This is a genomic window from Flavobacterium gossypii, from assembly GCF_014138495.1.
Taxonomy (GTDB): Bacteria; Bacteroidota; Bacteroidia; order Flavobacteriales; family Flavobacteriaceae; genus Flavobacterium; species Flavobacterium endophyticum.
Genome location: NZ_JACJIS010000002.1, coordinates 110745 through 128338, shown reverse-complemented (window position 1 = coordinate 128338; position 17594 = coordinate 110745). Strand labels below are relative to the sequence as shown.

The window sequence follows — 17594 nt, the reverse complement described above, 5'->3', positions numbered from 1 at the left end:
GGATTTTTGACTATAGGCCGTTTATAGAGGCGTTATTGATATGAACGAGGGCATTGAAAAAAAGAGGCAAAGTGAATAAAATCCAGTTATTTTATTTTTTCAATAGCTTCTCTCACCTTAACGATATCAGGCTGATGGTTTTTGCATTCTTGAACGCCTTCAGGATAAAGTACTTTTATAAAATCATTATAGTCATTGCAATTTTTGAAGATATTAAACTCTTTATTTTTAACATCCCATACAATACCTTTATGATTGCCTAAGGAACTGCCGATTGCACCGCCTACAGCTCCGCCAGAACCATAAGCAAAACCTTGTGCCCATTTATTAGCAAGGCTGACTTCGGTGTAATAGTAATTTTCTCCCATGGCTATGACTTTGGCAAAGCCATTTGGAAAATGATTGGTTTGCGCCCTGTCGGTTTTGTTTCTGTTGTCTAATATGGCCTGCGTCTGGAAATAGATATGTCCTTTGTAGCAAACGGCAAATACTCTCTTAAGCTTTTTGTCTTCATTTTTCAAATAAAAATAACACTCTGCTGGAATATCATCTACAATTTCTTCTTTTGTGAAGCCAACCAGGCCTTTAGGAATTACTACTGTTGTAGAATTTGGTACTTTGTTTATAAAATCTTCTTTGGTGTAATAGATTCCATTCGGACATCCATTTGCTGCGACCTTAGCATCTTCTTTTTTTGGAGCAGGCTTCTTGGCACTAGCAATGGTATCTGCTTTTGTTTTCTCTATAACCATTCCTTGCGAAAATTCGGTTGAAATGATGATGTTCCTGTTGGTAAAAACGCGCTTATGGTTTTCATCATCAATTACCTTGACTGTGCTGATTGCTATTTTTTTGTCTTCACCTGTTGTCGGTTCAAAATACTTAAAGTGCCCATCGGCAAGTTCTAGCCTTTCAAAGCTTATTTTTTCGTTTGTCGCCAATGTAATCGTTCCTTTTTTGGCAAGAAGGTCTTGGGCATTGCAATAGCTTGTAGCTATAAAGAAGAATAGGAGTAGCGCTTGTCTCATCGTAAGGATCTTGAAATAGGATAGGTTCTTTTATACGAAGAGCAAATATATAGGAAGATATCAGAATTATAGTAAAAAGTTTAGGGCTTTTGATTTTTTGCTCTCTGGTGCTTCTGCCTTCCTTCAGGAACTGACAATTCGCTTGTACTGAATGTCGTATTAAATACTGTTTGATGTATTTTTTATTGATTAATTATCGTAAAACGATAATTAATTATATATTTGCATAAAATATTTAAGAAATGAAAAGAGTCCGTCTTATTGCTACTTGTCTGTTTTACTTTTCAAGAGTGCTGGCGCTGCCGTATCTGGCAACGGCGGCATATTGTATTATTTGCTTTCTATTTCGTACTGATTCTCTGCAGCCCATAGAAGATGGGAAGCGGTTTGTCATCACCTATCCCTTTACCGATACGCGTTTTTTGATAGGTGACACCTATGAGTTTTATTACATTTTTGAAATGATAGCTTTTATAGCGTTGTATGGCATTTTCTTCTGGTTGCTGGGCAATATTTTCAAGACGTTCCGCGGAAAGAAATTGTTTACCCAACAGGGAGTAAGAAGGCTGAGCATCTTTTACCTGCTCAACTTTATCGTGCCGTTGCCTTTTTTGATAGGGCATATTGCTTATTCTTATGAGGTCGAAATACTCGTTAGCCTGTCGGCATTGCATTTTGTGCTTGGGGTATTTGCTTATTTCATGGCGGTAATATTCAAGCAGGGGCTCAATCTTCAAACCGAACAAGACTTATACATATAACCATGCCGATTATTATAAACATTGATGTAATGCTCGCTAAGCGGAAAATGCAAAGCAAGGAATTGGCCGAGATATTGGAAATAACTCCCGCCAATCTGTCGATTCTAAAAACAGGCAAGGCAAAAGGTATCCGTTTTGAATCTTTGGAAGCCATCTGTAAGGCATTGGATTGCCAGCCGGGTGATATTTTGGAGTACAGAGAAGAATAACCATCAATAACCATGTAGCGTATAAAAAAAAACGCCCCTAAGAGGGTGCAGGAATCTTATTGTCTAAAATAATCAATCAAAAATCAAAAAAATGAACAGTTTACAAATCAAAAACTTGAGCAAAAAGTACGACAACGGCGTACAGGCCATGCAAGACATTTCGCTTGAAATCAGCAATGGCATTTTCGGGCTGCTGGGTCCAAACGGTGCCGGCAAATCTACTCTTATGAAAACGATAGCTGGCTTGCAGGCGCCTGATAGCGGTGCGATTGTATTTAATTCGGTCGATGTGGTGGCCGATCCTGCCTTTATCAAGCAGCAGCTGGGCTACCTACCGCAGGATTTCGGGGTCTATCCCAAAATCAGCGCGTATAATTTATTAGAGCATCTGGCGGTGCTCAAAGGTGTTGGCGGTAAAAAAGAAAGAAAGGAGCAGATTTATGCGCTTCTCGAAAAGACGAATCTTTATGCAGACCGCAACAAGGCGGTAAGTTCTTTTTCGGGCGGAATGCGCCAGCGTTTTGGCGTGGCACAGGCCCTGCTCGGCAATCCGCAGCTGATTATCGTAGATGAGCCAACGGCCGGACTCGATCCGGAAGAACGCAATCGGTTCAATAATTTATTGAGCGAGATAGGCGAGCAGGTCATCGTGATCCTTTCTACGCATCTAGTAGAAGACGTACGTAATTTGTGTACCCAGATGGCCATCATCAACAAAGGAAAAGTATTGGCCTACGGCAATCCGGGAGCGTTTATCGACGAGCTGGAAGGGTGCATTTGGACCAAGGCTATAGAAAAGAAAGAGCTGTCAGCATATCAGGAACAGTTTCAGGTCATTGCTACGCAGTTGAATGCAGGAAGACAGCACATTCATATCCTTTCTAAAGAGAACCCGCATCACGGCTTTGCCATGAAACATACCGATCTTGAAGACGTGTATTTCGCCCAACTTTTTAATACGAAATAATATGTTTGCAGGTCTTTTACATTTTGACTGGATCTTTTTCGCAAAGAAAAAATCCTTCTTGGTACTGCTCGTTTTCTTTCTCGGATTCGGCTTGTTTACTTCTGTCGCGGCTAATTTCCCTTTTCCGGAAACCTATAAGAATTCGCCTTATGTGATCATGTATATCATCGGCATCATGTCGCTGATGTGTATTTTTTCTGTAGCGCTGCTGGCGGCGCAAAGCTTGATGCGGGAAAAAGACGCACATTTTGACCTAATTCTTTATGCTACGCCCATACAGAAAAAGTATTACTTGAGCAGCCGCTTTCTTGTCATTTTCGGTATTGCGGGTTTGACATTTGCGCTGTACGTGACAGGACTGCTTGTCGGCCACCAGCTGTTCAGCTCTCATGATGAGGAATTGGCAGTGCTTGACGTATGGAGCTACCTAAAGCCATTTCTAGTGCTTGCTGTGCCCAACATCTTGTTTTGTACAGGCGTACTGTGCAGCATAGGCGTATTGTCTAAAAACAGGATGGCAATCTATATCTCCGGACTCTTTATTTATTTCCTTTATTGGGGAATAGCAATGTTTTCTAATTCGCCGCTTATGGCCAGTGCGGCGCCCGTATCGGCAGCAAGCATGGATGTCATGGCAAAGGTTGATCCCTTTGGTCTGTCGGCCTTTTTTGAGCAGACACAGTATTGGACAGCTGGACAGCGCAATACGCAGTTGGTAACGCTAACCGGAAATTTCTTGTTCAATCGTATGGCTTATATGGCGGTGTCTTGCCTGCTGGTAGTCTTTGCTTATCGCAAGTTTAGCTTTGTAATAGGGAAAGATAGAAAATCGGGTAAGAAAGCTAAAGAAGATAAGACTGTTCTTGGCCTTGAATACATGCCAGTTCCAACAAAGAATAGCGGTGGTGCCTATAGCCTGAAGGCTGGGCTTAGTTTTGTAAAGATTGATATGGAATCAATCATCAAAAGTGTTTCGATATGGATTATAGTCCTTGGCTGGTGTTTCTTTTTCGGGATGGAAGTCATTGGTATCATCGATGCCGGAAGGCGCTTGCCAGAACGTTTTGCCACTTCGGGCTTGATGGTCAGCGAGATATTGAAGCTATTTCCCATGATCGGCCTGATAGTCGTATTGTTTTATGCAAGCGAGATTTTCTGGAGAAGCCAAGGCGCGCGCTTTGATGCGTTGGAAAACAGCAGTCCCGTTCCTAAGATGGCAGTCGTGCTTTCAAAATGGCTTACGCTTACGTTCGTGCCGATGCTGTTGCTTTTGTGCAGCTGTCTTGTCGGTATAGGATTCCAATTGGCATTTGGTACAGAAGCTATCGACTTGGGACTGTATCTGTCCTTGTATTATCTGATTGGCCTGCCATTGTCGCTCTGCGCTGCCTTGGTCATTAGCATACATACGCTGTGTAAAAACAGGTATATCGGCTTGATGGTTTCTTCTGTGGTTTTGTTATTGACCAATACTTCTTTTGGAGGGCTTATTGGATTAAAGCACCCTTTATTGCAATATGCCAATGCTTTTAAGGGGAATTATAGCGAAATGAACGGATTTGACCTTTTTATGGACGCGTTTCATATCAAAATGCTCTATTGGTCGTGTATTTCGGCTATTGTTCTTTTTGCAGCGGTCCGATTCAGAAGGAAAGGTGTCCCATCAGGCAGGTCAAAAATAGGGCAGGGTCTCTTATTGGCGGGCTGCCTAGCGGGCGCATTATTTTCGGGAAGCATAATCTGGAAAGAGACGGAAATTCCTAAGAAAGAAGAGCGCAATGATTGGAAGAAGGCGTATGAGGAACGCTATAAAAAATTCAGCGAGCTGTTGCAGCCTACGGTAACGGATGTCAAGACTTCCATCGATCTCTTTCCTGAAAAAAACAGCTATGCTGTCACAGGGACGTACGTGTTAGCTAATAAAGGCGACCAAACTATAGACTCTGTCTTGGTGTATGCTGACAAGGATATGCAATGGGGCCGTATTACTATCGAGAATGCCAAGCTGCTGTCTGTCGATAAAGAATACGGGCATTATTGGTATAAATTAATAAAGCCGCTGCAGCCTGGCAAATCAGCCAGCATGAAATTCGCTTTTGCCTATTCAGGTTCTTCGTTTAACGGGTTCAAGCAGTTTAATACGATCCTAAAAAACGGCTCGTTTATCCGCATCAGTAACTTTTTCCCGCGATTCGGCTATATGGCCGATAACGAGATAGACGACCCTAGAGAGCGTACCAAAAGAAAACTGCCGGCAGCCTCATTGGTATTGCCTTTGGAAGAGAAAAGGGAAACGCCTTATGAGTATGGCTATATCAATCTCGATGCCGTGATTTCTACTTCTGGAAACCAGACAGCTATCGGTATCGGTGATCTGAAAGCCACGTGGCAAAAAGAGGGACGTAATTATTTCCAATACAAGACTCCGTTGCCTATACCATTCCGTTTTGCAGCTGCTTCGGCACGTTATGCCGTACAAAAGGCGAACTACCAAGACATTGCGATTGAAGTATATTATCAGCCCGGACATGAGCATAATATCGAGCATATTATCCGAAATGCAAAGCAGTCATTAGAATACTGCGAGCAGCATTTTGGCAAGTATCCGTATGCCATGATCCGATTTGTGGAGATTTCTTCTTTTGTGAAAGGCTTTGCGGCTACGGCGTATCCTACGGGTTTCTTTATCAATGAATCGTTTGGTTTTCAGAATAATATCCGACAGGATCCTGAAAAAGACATATTAAACGAGCAGGTAAGCCATGAACTTTCGCATACGTGGTGGGGCAATGCGACCATCGACCCCGATTATAGGGAAGGAAGCAAGCTGCTAACAGAAACACTGGCAATGTATACCGAGTTGGTGCTCTATAGAAAAGCGTATGGCGATGAAAACATAGTATCGCGCGTGCAGATACATAAAGATATTTATATGGAACAGCGTGCTTTTGCAGGAGAAGAGCCTTTGTATAAAGCCGATCCTTATAAGCCGTTCTTGGCGTATGACAAGGGAATGGTCGTTATGTACCAACTAGAACTGCTTCTTGGGGAAGAAAACATCAATAAAGCGCTTAGAAGCTTTCTTAAGAAATATGCCTATCCGAATCAGCCGCCTATATCTTTAGATTTGATAAACGAATTGTATGCGGTGAGCGATAGTACCCTTCATCCTAAAATTGATGAGCTGTTCAAGCAGATTATCACCCACGACCTGCAGCTGGATAAAGTGTCTTACCGTAAGACAAACGAAGGAATATATGAGCTGGAAATAGCCGTTATTGCCAAAAAGTATAAGGAAGATGGAAAAGGCAAAAAAGCAACCCTAGTTTTTGATGAACCTATAGAAATCGATATCTATCTTGAAGATGGAAAAAAAGAGCGCGTTATCCTGCCACGGGGACAGAACAAGCTAAAAGTACGTGTGGCTAAAAAACCGGCTAAGGTCGTACTGGATCCGCGGATGAGGTTTATGGAAGCTGTCCTGGAGGATAATGAACAAACTTCTTTTATGCCTCTACTGCAAGGAGGTTTTTAGATTTTCTATGAAAATGCAATAGCTTGATATGGCGGTTAGAAGAAAGAGTTTAGTACCACTTAAAAATCAACATATCAAGCTATTGCTATTTCGCTGATAACCCTTACCTTTATGTCATTGCTATCAACTAATACTTGCGGACTATGACAAACGACATTTATCAGATCAAAAAACTACTAACTACAAAAAATGGCACTTTTACGTACTACAGCTTGCCGGAAATGGAGAAGCAGGGATACAATATCGAAAAGATGCCATTTTCTATAAGAATACTACTAGAGAATGCACTTCGCAATTTTGATGACTTCGCGATAACGCGCGAAAACATAGAAACCCTGCTCAATTGGAAGCCAGAAGCTTCTGATAAAGACATTCCTTTTAAGCCTGCCCGCGTGCTGATGCAGGATTTTACAGGCGTTCCTGCGGTTGTAGATATTGCTTCGCTAAGGGCAGAGATAGCGCGAAAAGGGAAAAATCCAGACGAGATAAATCCTCTGATTCCTGTAGATTTGGTTATTGACCATTCGGTACAGGTCGATTATTTTGGGACGGAATATTCCTATGAACGCAACATGGATGAAGAATACAAGCGTAACAAAGAACGCTACCAATTCTTAAAATGGGCACAGCAGTCGTTTAGCAATTTCAGCGTCGTGCCTCCGGGCATGGGCATCTGCCATCAAGTAAATCTTGAATATTTGTCAAAAGGAGTCATTGAGCGCAACGGCGAGATCTTTCCGGATACGCTGGTGGGAACCGACAGCCATACGCCGATGGTCAACGGGATAGGTGTTATTGCTTGGGGTGTCGGAGGAATAGAAGCCGAGGCCGCCATTTTAGGACAGCCGATTTATTTTATCATGCCAGAAGTGATAGGACTGCGCCTGACGGGGAAAATTCCGCTAGGTTCCACCGCAACAGATATGGTATTGACTATTGCTGAATTGCTGCGTAAGTACGGCGTCGTAGGAAAGTTTGTAGAAGTTTTCGGTCCGGGACTGGACAATCTTTCAGTTCCCGACAGGGCAACCATAGGCAATATGTCGCCTGAATTTGGCTGTACGGTTACCTATTTCCCTATAGATGACAAGACGCTGGAATACATGCGCATGACAAACCGTTCTGAAGAACAAGTAAAGCTGGTAGAAGATTATTGCAAAGCCAACCTGTTATGGCGTACGGGCAACGAGTCGATTACCTATACACATATTTTAGAATTAAACCTTTCAACGATAGAACCGACAGTTTCAGGTCCGAAAAGGCCTCAGGATAAGATACTGCTCAAAAACTTTCCGGCCACCTTTGCCGACGTCCTGCACCAGTCTTTCGGACGCAAATACATCAAGCCTCAAGAACAGCTGACGCGCTGGTTTGCGGAAGGAGGAAGCTCGTTGCCTATGAAAACAGAGACAACGATGGTACCGGATACAAAAATTGAAGGAAAAATTGAAGACGGGATGAAAATCGTTACCGTCACCGTAGGGCAGGAGCAGTTTATGCTTTCAGATGGAGCGGTCGTTATAGCGGCGATAACCTCTTGCACAAATACGTCCAATCCGTATGTGATGATCGGTGCAGGGCTGGTAGCGCGCAAGGCGAGAGAGCACGGACTGAATGTGAAGCCTTGGGTAAAGACTTCTTTAGCGCCTGGTTCTAAGGTCGTGACCGATTATTTGATCAAGGCTGATTTATTGGACGACCTGCAGTCGATGAAGTTCCATATCGTAGGATACGGCTGTACTTCGTGTATCGGAAACTCGGGACCGCTTCCGGCGCATATTGCCAAGGCGATTGACGAACATGACTTGGTCATGGCTTCGGTGCTTTCGGGGAACCGAAATTTTGAAGCGAGAATACATCCGCAGATTAAAATGAACTTCCTGATGTCGCCGATGCTGGTTGTTGCGTATGCGATAGCGGGACGTGTCGATATCGACTTATTGAACGAGCCGATCAGCTATGACCCGAACCAGCAGCCAGTTTATTTAAAAGATATCTGGCCTAGCGATGACGAGATCAATACGATCATGAGCTCGGTACTTTCTCCGAAACAGTTTGCCAACAGCTACGGGACTATTTTTGAAGGAAACGCGATATGGCAGAACCTGGAAGTTCCTAATGAGAAAATATATGTGTGGGACGAGCAGTCGACCTATATAAAAGAGGCTCCTTTCTTTAAGAACCTGCCAGAGCATCCGCAGCCTTTAAGAGATATTGAGAAGGCCAACGTGCTGCTGTCTTTAGGCGACAGTATCACGACCGACCATATTTCGCCTGCGGGTTCGTATGGCGAGCTGTCTGCAGCAGGAAAGTACCTGCTGAGTCGAGGGGTTGAAAAAGCCGATTTTAACTCCTATGGTTCCCGTCGTGGGCATGATGAGGTAATGATTCGAGGTACTTTTGCCAACGTGCGTATCAAAAACAGGCTGGCAGATCGCGAAGGCGGCTATACCAAATATTTGCCGACGGGCGAAGAAATGAGCGTATACGATGCTTCGGTGAAGTATAGAGAAGCTAAGATACCTTTAGTGATATTGGCTGGAAAAGAATACGGCAGCGGCTCTTCGAGAGACTGGGCAGCAAAAGGAACGTTCCTGTTGGGCGTAAAAGCCGTATTGGCCGAAAGCTATGAAAGAATCCACAGAAGCAATTTAGTGGGAATGGGCGTGCTGCCTTTGCAGTATAAGGACGGAGAGAATGCAGAAAGCCTCGGACTCACTGGCAGCGAGCAGTTTACGATAACGGGCATCGCGGAAGATATCAAGCCTTTAAAAGAGGTAGATGTTACGGCGCTGCGAAAAAACGGCGAGAAGATACAGTTTAAGGCTATTGCCCGATTGGACTCTAAGATCGAAATCGAATATTACAGGAACGAAGGCATCTTGCAGTATGTACTGCGCCAGTTCTTGCAGAAATCATAATGCACTGTTTTGAGAAAAAGAAAGGCGAAAAGATAACTACTATCTTTTCGCTTTTTTAGTTTATTATTTAGAATATCGCTTTACAGCATCTCATTCATTTCTGCAGCAGCAGGCTCTACTTTGCTATAATGCGGCTTTTTGATGGTCAGCTTGTAGACACGCCACATCAAGATGATACTGATGATCGAAATGACGACAATCACATAACCTACAGTATTGTAATGCTCTAGCGGACTGCCTTTACTTTTCTGCGTAACAATCATCCCTGCGACTGCTGCGGCAATACCGCCTGCAATCTGCTGCAAGGAAGAGTTGATGCTCATAAACGCACCACGGTCTGACATTTCGGGTACGGCGCTGGTCAATGCCGATGAGGGAATCATACGGCTCATGATACCAATCATCATCATGATATTCAAGGCCATGACGATAAGCAGCGGCGTGACGCCTAGGTTGGTATAGACCACGCAGATAATCATCATCCAGACAGAAGCTGCCGCGAATATGGTAAACTTGTTGACCTTGTCGCTCAGCTTTCCGATTATCGGCATCACGACCAGAGAGCTGACGCCGGAAACCATAAGGAGTATGGTCAGCTGGTTGTAATTCACGCCGAGGTTGTTGACGGCAAAGGCACTTCCGAAAGGCATCATCATAAAACCTCCGATCGAAAGCAGGGCAGTGGCCGTAAAGGCGATACGGTAGTCGCGCTTGGAAACGGTATGCCACAAGTGGGCGAAGGCAGACCTGTCATGCTGCAGCGCAAGATGTGCTGTAAGCGGTTTCAGGTAAATAGCTATGGCAATAGCAATAAATACGCTAAGGATGGCTACCATCCAAAATGGAGCTTCCCATTTCCAGAGCGTTGCGATATAGATACCGATAGGCACGCCTAGAACCTGGCTTGCGCCAAAGCCCATCTGGATGAATCCCATGACGCGGCCGCGCTGCTGCAGGGCAAACAGGTCGGTGATGATGGCCATAGAAATAGAGCCGATAACCCCGCCGAAGAGTCCGGTAATGATACGGGCGGCTACCAATACGGCATAGCTTTCTGCAAGACCGCAAAAGATGGTACCTCCTATAAATCCGATGTAGAAGAAAAGCAGCAGTTTTTTTCGGTCAAACTTATCGGCAAAGCCAGCAGTCAGCAGTCCGGAGAGTCCGGCACTAAAGGCATAGGCCGATACGGCAACACCAAAGGCAGACGGTTTTAGGTCTAGGGACTTCATCAGCATATCGCCTAGGGGCGACATGACCATAAAATCGAGTATGACCGTAAACTGCGTTATGGCCAGTATAAAGATTACAAATTTTTGATAGCCTGTAAAGGGCATGGATTGTTGTTCGTTCATTTTTTGATGAATTGATGATTAGTAATGGATTCTTGGCGAGTAACGGTATTATTTCTTAAGGGCTTTTAATGCGAGATCAAACGTCTGCCACAAAATTTCATCGGTGAGCTTGAAAGGCCTGCCGCCCATGCTTTTTCCTTCGTTGTGAAAACGGATAAGGTTATACAGCGGGGCAAAGGCGATGGACCAATAGACTTCAAAAGGCATTTTGTCGATTTCTCCTCTTTGGATGATGTTGTGCATGAACTTGCCTACTACGGTCTTGAATTCCTTCAGAAAGGAAGCCAGGAATTCTTGCTGGTAGGAAGAGCTGCGGAGCTGGTCGAAAAAGAGCGACATCATCGGATTGTTGATGGAATAGTTACAGCGGTTTTCCCATTGTTTCCGCAGGCCTTCTTCTAAAGACATTTCGGGATCAAAATCGGCAATCATGGCAGTACCCATTTTGTTTCCTTCTTCAACTGCAATCGTAATGATGAGGTCGTCGCGGTCTTTGTAATAGATGTACAGCGTAGCTACGGATATGCTGCAGGCTTTGGCTAACTTGTTCATACTAAAGCCTTCTAGGCCATGCGTAACGATAAGTTCGATTGCTTTTTCCTTGACTAGCTTTATCTTTTCCTCGTCCCTGATTCTCATGGTGCAAATATAAATGAATATTCATTCACTTATGAAAAGGTTGGAAAATTATTTTTGTAGTGGATAGGGGAGAGTTGATAGTTGAAAGTTGATAGTTGATAGTTGGAAGTTGGAAGTTGGAAGGGAAAATCTAAAATCAAAAATCTAAAATCAAAAATAAAAAGCCCGTGCATAGCTGTCGACAGAATAGCGCCGACAGCTAGACGGGACATTTCTTCTTAGAGCGAATAGTTGAGGTTGAGCGACCATCTGTAGTTGGCTTCGACTCTTCCGCCGGTAAGGTTTTGGTTTATGGGCAGCATGGTGCTTAGGCCGAGGGAGAATTTCTGGAGTCCTAGCTCGACGCCCATCTTTCCGAAGAGGATGTCTCCGGCGGTCAGCGGCACGTCTTCGCCGTGGTCTTTGTTCTCGTCGTATTTTTCTCCTGCCAGTCCTAATTGGGGCACGATGTCCAGATTGTCAATCTTTGTGCTGTAGAACAGGGTCGCGGCATAATTGAACTGGTTGCCGAACTGGTAGTTCTTTTCGTTCTCTGTCTTGAAAACATAGTTGACCGTGGCGTTTAGTCCGAGGCTGTTCTTTTTGACCGTATATTCCGAGGCGAGCGTATAATCCCAGCTGCCAGTACCCAGCTGGAAGCTTGGATTGATACTGCCGTTATTGGCGCTGTCGTATTTTCCCGTAGGGGCTTTTACTCCGGCACCGAGCTGGAACTTGTGGAACACCGTAGCGCTGTCGCTCTTGGTTCCGAAAAGGGTATAGAAGCCCATCAGGGTAATGTCGCCCAGTCCGTCGATGTTTTCTTTGCCGGTGGCTTTTTCGCGGTTGTTGAAATGATACGGGACTAAGGCCATGATTTCAATCCGTTCTGTAATAGGCACTCTTGCCCAGAGCTGTGCGGTATTGAAATTCTCGTCAATCCACGGAGAGTTGTTAAAGACGCCGTCGCGACTCTTGTAGCTTTGGTGGATGTAGCGTATGCCGACGAAATTGCTGTTGAGCATAGAACTGAATCCCATGCTTCCGCCATTGGCCGAGCAGCCGCAGGCATCGCAGTCTTCTTCCAGCAGGGCGACGTATCTGCGGAACGGATTGTCAATCGAATCTTTTTCGGTACGAGCCTCGGCTGCGTTCAGGGCAAGGATTGAAATTGCGAGCGTAAGAATTATTTTTTTCATCTGTTTGTCTTATGAATTAAAAAGGGCTTTCGGGTTTTTAGGTTCGAAAGTAGAATAGGGGATTGCTGACGAATTCTTCGTCGGTCAACGTCTTCAAGAAAGCAATGATGGCTTCTTTTTCCTGCTGGTTCAAAGGAATTCCGAGCGTAGGATGCTGCTGAAGCAAAGGGTCGAGATTCTGCGTGTTTTGTACTCCCGAGGCGTAAAAATTCAATACCGACTGTAGGGAGCCGAAACGGCCATCGTGCATATAAGGCGCAGTCAGTGCCACGTTTCTTAGGCTGGGTACTTTAAACTTGTAGCGGTCATAAGCAAATCCGGTGACTGTTTCCCTGCCGAGGTCGTTCAGGTTGGGATTCGGCGGCAGGCCGTTGTTGCGGAACTTGTTATCCGTGAAAAGATCAGTGGCATGGCAGGTGGCGCAGTTCGTCTGAAAGAGCGCGCGTCCTTGCAGTTCTTGGGTACTGAGCGTGCCGCCAGCTTCGTTGCGGACGTATTTGTCGTAGCGCGAATTGGCAGAAACCATCATGGTCATAAACTGGCCCAATGCCTTGAGCATGTTGCCGGAGCTGACTTCTTTGTTGGCGAAGGCTTGGCTAAAGAGCTTTACATACACTGGGTCTTGCTTGAGCTTGAGCACGATGCTTTCGAGGTTTTCGTCCATTTCTACCGGATTGTGTATCGGCACGATAGAGAGCATCTCTAGGCTGCTGGAAGCGCCGTCATAAAAGTATTCGCCTTGGAACGCCATGTTCTGCACGGCAGGCGCGTTGCGGAGTCCTTCGAGGTTGTCGACGCCGTGGCTGAAATCATGTCCGTGGTGCGTAAATGCAGAAGCCTGTTCGTGGCAGAAGGAGCAGGAAACAGTTCCGTCTCTAGACAGCCTGCCGTCGTAAAAAAGCTTCCTGCCGAGCTCGAATCCTTTTTGGGTCGGGGCATTGTAGCTGATGTCTTGTACGGGTTCTGGAAAATTAGACGGAATGATAAAATCTAAGGGCTGGTCGATCTCGATGTATTCGCCGTTATCGTCTTGGCACGAGAGTACCGATAGGATACTGAGAAAATATACTATTTTTTTCATTGGTAAAGTTTTAGGGCCGGAAGGTTTTCCGGATTATGCATGCTAAAGGACAGCCAGCCTAAAATCATCTAGGCTGGTTCCTTTAAAAGCATACTGTTTTTGCCTAGTGGTGCGTTCCCGCTCCGTTATGCACGTGGTCTACAGTGAACATCTTTTTGGTGTTGTTGGCAATCGTGATGAGGTTTTCGCCTGCCATGATGCTTGCTGCAGTTCCGGCACCGTTCAGGTTGTGGTGCAGCTCGATCTTGGTGTCGCCGTCAAGGATAACGTTGGCATCAGATTTTAGGTGAATGTTTGGCATTTCTCCTTCTCTCACGCGTGCCGTCGTCGGCAGGTTCAAGACTACTTCTCTGTAGTTGTCTGTAGCCGTGTTGCTGCCTTGGTGAATCATAAAGCCTCTTGATGTAGTATCGCCGCCATGAGCAGGGTCTACGGTAAAAGTACCTTGGCAGTTGATAAAGCGGTATCCGGTAGACCATGTCCAGGTCATGTTATTAGCAAAGGCAAGGTCCCAGAAGCTCTGCTGTGCGGTTTCGCCTTGCAGGTAGCGCTGCTGGTCAACGCCGATACCAAACTTGATCTTTATATAATCGCCAGCAGGCACGTTCTCTAGGTGCACCGTAAACTGTCCAGTTTCTTCGTTGATGATAAAATAGCTTTCGTTTTTAGGGTAGGTAAACTCAGAGCCGTCTTCTTTTATCAATACAAAGTTGCTTACGATATAGGTGAAGCGTTCAAAGACAAGGGTCTCACCGTTGGAATTGGTATAGGAGTTTCCGAGCGTCAGGGCATCTCCGGCAACGCCGTTGTCGAAGAACAGTTCTACGTCGCCAGACGTTCCGTCGGCAGGAGCCGAGCCGTTATCGTCGCTGCTGCACGAGTTGATAAATAGGGATAGGGCAAGAAGGCCCGCTATGTTTTTTAAGCGTGATTTCATGATGTATTTTTTAAATTTGTTATAGGATGAGGCTGCTCCGGAATGGATTTCGGAGTACAGCGTTCAGAAACGGGCTGCTATCGCAGCATTTCTGCAAATCGTATGGAAATTTAAGAAAGGGGAGGACGGAAGATCGATCTGCTATCCAGATGGCTGTAGAGGTTTGGATAGAAGATGTAGCGACTACGATCTGCCAATGGAAATACTTGAGCTTCGAGCCCGAAATCTACGATTTCTTCAAAAAACAAAATGTGGCTTTCTGAGTCTGCCGCTCTTTTTTCGTGAGACTGTTCACCGTCTTCTTGAGAGGATTTGGCAAGTTCCTTCATCAGGTGGCATTTTCCGTTACACTTCAACTCCGGCTTGTCCTTGTTGATGCAGAGTACGGTTGCTATGTAGTCGTAATCAATAGCATACTCAATCACAGGAAGCACGGGCTTCAGGAGCATAAACAATGCAAATATGGATGCCATTTTTTTCACTCTGCGAATTTACGGAAACGAAATCAAAAAACGGCAAGATGTAGCGACTAAAAAGAGGATAATTTTTACAATTATAAAGCATCAAATCGTTCAGTTTCAAGTTGAGGGATGCCGATAAGAAGTTGAGCAGAGCCAATAAGAAGTTGAGCGGAGCCTATAAGAAGTTGAGCAGAGCCAATAAGAACTTGAGCAGTGCCAATAAGAACTTGAGCAGAGCCAATAAGAACTTGAGCAGAGCCAATAAGAACTTGAGCAGTGCCAATAAGGACTTGAGCAGAGCCAATAAGAACTTGAGCAGAGCCTATAAGAACTTGAGCAGAGCCTATAAGAAGTTGAGCAGAGCCTATAAGAACTTAAGAAGTACCTATAAGAACTTTAGGAGAGTGAATAAGAAGCCTATACCCAATAAAGGAAATAGGAAATTGTTAACTCTCATAAAGTTCTCTTTATAAACTTTACAGGTTCTAACTTTCGTAAATATAAGGAATCTCAAAAACAACTTTGGCACCTTCAATCATTCCGTTTGAGGCGATCAGATTATCGGTCTGCACTATAAAATCTTTATTTTTGGTGTACGAAACCAAGCGTTCTTTGGTAATGGTCATGGCTAGCGATTTGTGACTGCTTGATTGGGTGCTGGTACCAAAACCTTTGCCGTTATCTGTTACTTCAAAAAACAGCTTGTTTTCTTTCAGATAGAAATGAATAGCAATTTTTCCATTTTCCAAAGTGTTGCTCAGTCCGTGCTTGATGGCGTTTTCAATAAACGGCTGTGCTAACATCGGCGGCAAGAATATCGATTCGGTATCAATTTCTTTTTCTACCAGAATCGTAAATTTGAATTTGTTCTCATAGAGCAGCTGCTGGATAGAAAGGTAGTTTTCAATCATTTCTAGTTCTTCTTCTAGCGATATGTAGTTTTCATTGGAGTTTTCAAGTATTTGCCTTGTCAGTTTTGAAAATTTGCCCAGATAAACCACCGCTTCGTCGTTCTGCTTGTTATCGATCAGGCTTTCGATGTTCTGTACCGAATTGAATATAAAATGGGGGTTCATCTGGGTGATGAGCAGCTTTTGCTTGATTTGGTTTTTTTCTAAAACCGTAATGGCTTGTTTCTGCTTATTGTTGCGGTAGTAGAAATAAGCACCGAGCAAAAAAAGCAGGAATACAGAAGAAACCGCAATCAGCCAGTTATTTTTAACGGCCGTTTTCTTTTCAGAATCTAGCTTGATGGCGGCTACTTTTTTACCTTGAGCGAGTTTCTGGTTCAGCTGTTTTTTTTCAAAATCATAGACTAACTGTTGTTGGGCTAATTTATTTTTTGAGGTTTCTAGAGCCGCTTTCTTTTGGGCTTCGAGCTTGACGGCTGTCACTTTCTTTTGCTGTTCTAGTGTAACTGCCGCTAATTTCTTTTGCTGGAGTATTTTTTGCTGCAGTTCTTTTTTCTCAAATTGGTATTTGAGTTCCTGCTGCGCCAATTCGTTTTTTGAGGCTTCTAAATTTGTAGAATCTTTTATTACGATGTTCGCCTCATGCATTTTTAATGATTTTTCATACTGTCCGCTCTCTTTATAAATTTTGTATAGCAGGGAAGTGATACCCGACTGCGAATTGATGTTTTTATTTTTTTTCGCCAGGCTGTAGCTTAACTCACCATACTCTGCCGCTTTATCATAGTTTTTATTTTTGTAATTAATGCGTGCAGCACTCCCGTATACTCCTTGTTTTGAAATATCATCGTTACATAAATCTAAGGCTCTTTTTAAATAATCTTCCGACTCCGCTGGTTTTCCCAATTCACTGGAGGATTGAGCCAATTGTACTAAAATTATCGATTCTGCCTGCGGATCTTTATTCTTTTTGATATAGTAGTATGCTTTTAGAAAATGGTTATGGGCTTCGGTAAAGTTTTTAAGACGGGTATAAGATGTGCCTATGTTATTATGAATTACCGCTAAACTATGGCGGTCTGATTTTCTTAATTCTGACTCAGGGACATCAAAATAGGGCAATGCTTTTTTTAGATGAACAATAGCTTTATTCCAGTCCTGCTGGGCTATACAAGCGGTTCCTATTTCCATATTTACGGTTGATATTCCGTTTTCATTATTAATACTTTCGTAGAATTTTAATGCTTCAAAAAAGTATTTGAACGTATTTGGCCAGTCGGCAATATGGCGGTAGTACGCACCTTTACCAACTATTGCTAATGCCATAGGCTTGTAGTCTTTCGACTCTTTCCAATACTTTATAGCTTCATCAAAGTGGATTGGCGCATTTTTGTTACCCTCACTTGTTTCTTTTTTTGCGGTATTGTAGTAATACACACCCGCAGCAAATTGGTATTTTCGCTTTACTTTTGGGTGAAGTTTGGGCATTGCCAATCCTTTAGTAAAAACAGGAAGCAACTGATTGAAGTAGGCCACATGAGGTTTGCTCAACATGATTGTGTTATCCATACCCGCAATAATTGTATTAATGCGTGTCGTATCACTAATCTT

14 protein-coding genes are annotated in these 17594 nt (G+C 44.0%); 6 read left to right on the top strand and 8 right to left on the bottom strand.

What is annotated here, in order from left to right; all coding sequences use genetic code 11:
* Positions 1-86: 86 nt before the first annotated feature.
* Positions 87-1028, bottom strand: a complete 942-nt coding sequence (locus GGR22_RS10500; protein ID WP_182493629.1) for a hypothetical protein — start codon at positions 1026-1028, stop codon at positions 87-89.
* A 242-nt stretch (positions 1029-1270) separates the two neighbouring features.
* On the opposite strand from GGR22_RS10500, the gene GGR22_RS10495 reads away from it, so the two are divergent.
* From GGR22_RS10495 to acnA, 5 genes are all read left to right on the top strand, one after another.
* Entirely contained in the window at positions 1271-1789 is a 519-nt protein-coding gene (locus GGR22_RS10495) for a DUF2975 domain-containing protein (RefSeq protein WP_182493628.1), read from the top strand.
* A 2-nt stretch (positions 1790-1791) separates the two neighbouring features.
* The gene (locus tag GGR22_RS10490) at positions 1792-1998 is read left to right on the top strand and encodes a helix-turn-helix domain-containing protein (RefSeq protein WP_121376395.1); all 207 of its coding nucleotides are present in this window, start codon (positions 1792-1794) and stop codon (positions 1996-1998) included.
* A 91-nt stretch (positions 1999-2089) separates the two neighbouring features.
* Complete coding sequence (locus GGR22_RS10485) at positions 2090-2965, top strand: ABC transporter ATP-binding protein (protein ID WP_182493627.1); 876 nt, start codon at positions 2090-2092, stop codon at positions 2963-2965.
* Between the two features lies 1 nt (position 2966).
* Complete coding sequence (locus GGR22_RS10480) at positions 2967-6500, top strand: ABC transporter permease/M1 family aminopeptidase (protein ID WP_182493626.1); 3534 nt, start codon at positions 2967-2969, stop codon at positions 6498-6500.
* A 143-nt stretch (positions 6501-6643) separates the two neighbouring features.
* Positions 6644-9421: an aconitate hydratase AcnA gene (gene acnA, locus GGR22_RS10475; RefSeq protein ID WP_182493625.1), complete on the top strand. Its 2778-nt coding sequence runs from the start codon at positions 6644-6646 to the stop codon at positions 9419-9421.
* An 80-nt stretch (positions 9422-9501) separates the two neighbouring features.
* Here the strand turns inward: acnA and GGR22_RS10470 are convergent, their stop codons facing one another.
* From GGR22_RS10470 to GGR22_RS10445, 6 genes are all read right to left on the bottom strand, one after another.
* Positions 9502-10776 carry an MFS transporter gene (locus tag GGR22_RS10470; protein ID WP_182493624.1) on the bottom strand — a complete coding sequence of 425 codons (1275 nt, stop codon included), beginning with the start codon at positions 10774-10776 and terminating at the stop codon, positions 9502-9504.
* A 48-nt stretch (positions 10777-10824) separates the two neighbouring features.
* Positions 10825-11415 (bottom strand): TetR/AcrR family transcriptional regulator, encoded by a 591-nt coding sequence (locus tag GGR22_RS10465; protein WP_182493623.1) that lies wholly within the window; start codon positions 11413-11415, stop codon positions 10825-10827.
* A gap of 218 nt (positions 11416-11633) precedes the next feature.
* A complete protein-coding gene (locus GGR22_RS10460) occupies positions 11634-12593 on the bottom strand; it encodes a transporter (RefSeq protein WP_182493622.1) in 960 nt (319 codons plus the stop codon).
* A gap of 37 nt (positions 12594-12630) precedes the next feature.
* Positions 12631-13674 (bottom strand): cytochrome-c peroxidase, encoded by a 1044-nt coding sequence (locus GGR22_RS10455; protein WP_182493621.1) that lies wholly within the window; start codon positions 13672-13674, stop codon positions 12631-12633.
* 103 nt (positions 13675-13777) lie between these two features.
* Positions 13778-14611 carry an MbnP family protein gene (locus GGR22_RS10450; RefSeq protein ID WP_182493620.1) on the bottom strand — a complete coding sequence of 278 codons (834 nt, stop codon included), beginning with the start codon at positions 14609-14611 and terminating at the stop codon, positions 13778-13780.
* 110 nt (positions 14612-14721) lie between these two features.
* On the bottom strand, positions 14722-15084 hold the full coding sequence (locus GGR22_RS10445) for a hypothetical protein (protein ID WP_246336949.1): 363 nt from the start codon (positions 15082-15084) through the stop codon (positions 14722-14724).
* Between the two features lie 131 nt (positions 15085-15215).
* On the opposite strand from GGR22_RS10445, the gene GGR22_RS10440 reads away from it, so the two are divergent.
* Positions 15216-15545 (top strand): hypothetical protein, encoded by a 330-nt coding sequence (locus GGR22_RS10440; RefSeq protein WP_182493619.1) that lies wholly within the window; start codon positions 15216-15218, stop codon positions 15543-15545.
* Positions 15546-15557: 12 nt separating this feature from the next.
* Here the strand turns inward: GGR22_RS10440 and GGR22_RS10435 are convergent, their stop codons facing one another.
* A complete protein-coding gene (locus GGR22_RS10435; RefSeq protein ID WP_182493618.1) occupies positions 15558-17552 on the bottom strand; it encodes a tetratricopeptide repeat-containing sensor histidine kinase in 1995 nt (664 codons plus the stop codon).
* Positions 17553-17594: the final 42 nt, after the last annotated feature.

What these genes read in the sequence shown, in the direction of transcription:
- GGR22_RS10445 (WP_246336949.1), bottom strand. Translation starts at nt 15,084, where the DNA reads ATGGCATCCATATTTGCATTGTTTATGCTCCTGAAGCCCGTGCTTCCT.
- GGR22_RS10500 (WP_182493629.1), bottom strand. Translation starts at nt 1,028, where the DNA reads ATGAGACAAGCGCTACTCCTATTCTTCTTTATAGCTACAAGCTATTGC.
- acnA (WP_182493625.1), top strand. Translation starts at nt 6,644, where the DNA reads ATGACAAACGACATTTATCAGATCAAAAAACTACTAACTACAAAAAAT.
- GGR22_RS10450 (WP_182493620.1), bottom strand. Translation starts at nt 14,611, where the DNA reads ATGAAATCACGCTTAAAAAACATAGCGGGCCTTCTTGCCCTATCCCTA.
- GGR22_RS10435 (WP_182493618.1), bottom strand. Translation starts at nt 17,552, where the DNA reads ATGGATAACACAATCATGTTGAGCAAACCTCATGTGGCCTACTTCAAT.
- GGR22_RS10460 (WP_182493622.1), bottom strand. Translation starts at nt 12,593, where the DNA reads ATGAAAAAAATAATTCTTACGCTCGCAATTTCAATCCTTGCCCTGAAC.
- GGR22_RS10455 (WP_182493621.1), bottom strand. Translation starts at nt 13,674, where the DNA reads ATGAAAAAAATAGTATATTTTCTCAGTATCCTATCGGTACTCTCGTGC.
- GGR22_RS10480 (WP_182493626.1), top strand. Translation starts at nt 2,967, where the DNA reads ATGTTTGCAGGTCTTTTACATTTTGACTGGATCTTTTTCGCAAAGAAA.
- GGR22_RS10485 (WP_182493627.1), top strand. Translation starts at nt 2,090, where the DNA reads ATGAACAGTTTACAAATCAAAAACTTGAGCAAAAAGTACGACAACGGC.
- GGR22_RS10495 (WP_182493628.1), top strand. Translation starts at nt 1,271, where the DNA reads ATGAAAAGAGTCCGTCTTATTGCTACTTGTCTGTTTTACTTTTCAAGA.
- GGR22_RS10470 (WP_182493624.1), bottom strand. Translation starts at nt 10,776, where the DNA reads ATGAACGAACAACAATCCATGCCCTTTACAGGCTATCAAAAATTTGTA.
- GGR22_RS10465 (WP_182493623.1), bottom strand. Translation starts at nt 11,415, where the DNA reads ATGAGAATCAGGGACGAGGAAAAGATAAAGCTAGTCAAGGAAAAAGCA.
- GGR22_RS10490 (WP_121376395.1), top strand. Translation starts at nt 1,792, where the DNA reads ATGCCGATTATTATAAACATTGATGTAATGCTCGCTAAGCGGAAAATG.